This is a genomic window from Moorena sp. SIO3H5, assembly GCF_010692395.1.
Taxonomy (GTDB): domain Bacteria; phylum Cyanobacteriota; class Cyanobacteriia; order Cyanobacteriales; family Coleofasciculaceae; genus Moorena.
The window spans coordinates 1-3,045 of record NZ_JAAHHS010000630.1; the positions used below are offsets into that span (position 1 = coordinate 1).

Annotated in this window: 2 protein-coding genes; one reads left to right on the forward strand and one right to left on the reverse strand. The window is 45.0% G+C overall.

Translation table 11 applies throughout. The features are described 5' to 3' along the window. A partial coding sequence (locus F6K52_RS34705; RefSeq protein WP_293089518.1) for a CPBP family intramembrane metalloprotease domain-containing protein occupies positions 1 to 1,214 on the reverse strand: 1,214 nt, incomplete at its 3' end. Positions 1,215 to 1,444: 230 nt separating this feature from the next. On the opposite strand from F6K52_RS34705, the gene F6K52_RS34710 reads away from it, so the two are divergent. Then, a complete protein-coding gene (locus F6K52_RS34710; RefSeq protein ID WP_293089519.1) occupies positions 1,445 to 2,794 on the forward strand; it encodes a histidine phosphatase family protein in 1,350 nt (449 codons plus the stop codon). Positions 2,795 to 3,045: the final 251 nt, after the last annotated feature.

The window sequence follows — 3,045 nt, forward strand, 5'->3', positions numbered from 1 at the left end:
TCCAAGGGGAGTGCTATCAAATAGCCACCGACTCCCCAGACAATCCAGTTGCTGCGCCACTTGAAGCTAAACCAATCCTCTGGCAGGGGCAAAAAGGGCTTAATGGAAAGATACATCACTAACAAGCCCCCAAATGCCATGATTAGGTAAGTTAGCAACACATAAAAAGCACTCATCTGTACCGTAAAATTAGCTGGGTTAATTCCAACAATCCCCAGTGACAGACCAATTAAAAGCGGTAACAGCAGTTGACCGATAGCGAAAAAACCAAAAATCAGCACTTGCCAAATAATTTCCCCATCCCAAGCTGTTTTCCATGGCACATTATGATTGGTTGCTATCAGGGATTGCTTACCTTGAAACAACAACTGACCAACCAAGCACACTAAGATTACTAAACCCAATAGGGTATTAAATCCTGGGATGACAGCGATAACGAATAATTTGACAATTGCTTGTTCAGCCGTTTCTTGTTCTTGGGTTTGGAGTGACAATAGGTCACTTTGGCGCTGCTGCACTTGATACAGCTGACTCAACGCGCGATAGCGGAACCAATTATCTAAGTTTTGTTCAATTTTTTGCTCAGCATCTGGTAGTACCAGGGATGGCTCACTCCATAGACCCATTAATACCCCAGCAGTTTCTAATGAGCCATTAGGGTATGTCTGTGCATCCCAGGTTTCAATAGCAGCATCGGTTTTTCCTTGTTGAGCTTGGAGAATTCCAATACGCAAATCCAGCCGAGCAATCAGCTGTTCGATGTCAGACAATGACTCTTGCAATTGCTGCTGCTCGGAGGGATAGGAGTTTTGGGTCAGGGGAGTGGCTGGTGATTGTGATTGCGACCTATCGTTCGGTGTAGTTACCTTCCCTATGGAAAATTTTTGGAGTTTGGTCAGAACATTTGACTGATTGGTCTGAGCCAATTGACGGGCTGTTTCATACTGTTTTTGAGCAGATTGAAACGGCTCAGCACCAATCAAAGCATTTCGAGCCACAGTCCAATCTACCTTAGACTCCTGATTAGACTGCTCAGATGCAGCAGAATCAGGGTTTGTATTTTTCCACTCCCAGCCATGGAGTACTAGATTGGTTTGGCGAAGTTCCAGATTAGTTTGAATCTGGGGCTGACCCCAGCTTTCTACCAGAGAAAGCCCAATTCTAGCGATCGCAAAAATCGTCAGTACAATTAAAACCAACCGTTTTATAGTCATCGAACCCCCCAACACACAAGCATTTTGCTCATTAGTTACTAGTTATTTTTTGCTGCTCAATGGACTACTAACCAATAACTAGTCACCAACTTTACACTGCCAGTTTAGGGATGATCTAGCTAGGTTACAATTACCTTGATGATTCGGAATCATCTCAGTAGACCCAGTATACATTTGTCACCCTAGCTGACCCGGCTGAACCACATACCTGCTCATGGAGGAATAAGAGATTGGCTACCCGCGTCGTTATTGTCCGTCACGGTCAAAGTACTTACAACATTCAGCAGATCATTCAAGGACGCAGTGATCAGTCAGTCTTGACCGAGAAAGGTCGTGCTGATGCCCAAAAAGTTGGTACTGCCCTCAGTAGCCTCAGCTTTGATGCTATCTACTGCTCCCCTTTACAACGGGCAAAGCAAACTGCAGAGACTATCCTATCCTATTTGCCAAACGCTCCCCAGTTACAGCTATCAGATCAGCTGATGGAAATCGATTTACCCCTTTGGCAAAATCTGCAAAAGAACGAAGTTAAGGAAAAATTCCCAGAAGACTACCAGCGCTGGAAAGAACGCCCCCATGAATTTTCCATGGTGATTCCCAAAGCGGTCGGGTCAAAAGAACATTTTCCTGTGCTTGAACTATACAAACAAGCAGAGCAGTTTTGGCAAGAGGTTATCCGCCTCTATCAAGGAGGTACGATTTTAATCGTAGCCCATAATGGTATTAATCGCTGCTTAATTAGCAGTGCCATTGGGGTAACTCCTGCTCGTTACCATAGTATCAGGCAATCCAATTGTGCCATCAATGTACTAAATTTCACTGGTGGTTGGGGAGAAACCGTACAATTGGAATCCCTCAATCAAACCTCCCACTTGGGGGAAAAATTGCCAAAAAGGGGAGATATTGACCAAGGGTTGCGTCTGTTGTTGGTGCGCCACGGTGAAACCGATTGGAATCGTGCCTCTCGCTTCCAGGGACAGATTGATGTTCCTTTAAATGACAATGGTCGTAAACAAGGACAGCTTGCGGGTGAGTTTCTAAAAGATATCCCCATTGATTTTGCAGTCAGTAGCCCCATGCTGCGTCCCAAGGAAACTGCTGAAATTATTCTCCAGTCTCACCCCAATGTCAATTTACAAGTTGATGATGGACTCCGGGAAATCAGTCATGGCTTATGGGAGGGTAAATTAGAATCAGAGATTTCCCAAGAGTATGGTGAATTGCTCAATCAGTGGAAAGTTGCCCCAGAAACGGTACAAATGCCAGAAGGAGAGAACTTACAGGATGTTTTGGAAAGGGCAATGCCATCCTGGAATGGGATAGTTAAATCAGCTACGGCATCTGGTTCAGGATTTCAGACTGGCTTAGTGGTGGCTCATGATGCTATCAATAAAGTAGTACTTTGTGACATTCTTGGCTTGAGTCCAGCATTAATTTGGAATATCAAGCAGGGAAATGGGGCTGTGAGCGTAATTGATTATCCCCAAGGCTTAGACAAGGCCCCAGTATTGCAAGCGATGAATATCACCACACACCTATCTGGAGGTGTATTGGATAAAACAGCCGCTGGTGCGCTGTAGCTAAACAATACGATCAACTTCCATGCTTTGGAGTAACTATGTTGAAGGTTGGCTGAAGGTTGACCCTAAGCCCAAGTTTTACAGTCAACCTCGCCTCTTTTGGTACGCGTTCACGCTTGTCAGGAAACTCGACCGGGGTCGCACCACTACTTTGGACGCCTAGGGCGAACAACCTTCAACATTAACTTGATGTAGTCAACAGCAAACTGCTAAATGCAAAACTCATCAACACCACACAAGCAAATCCGCAC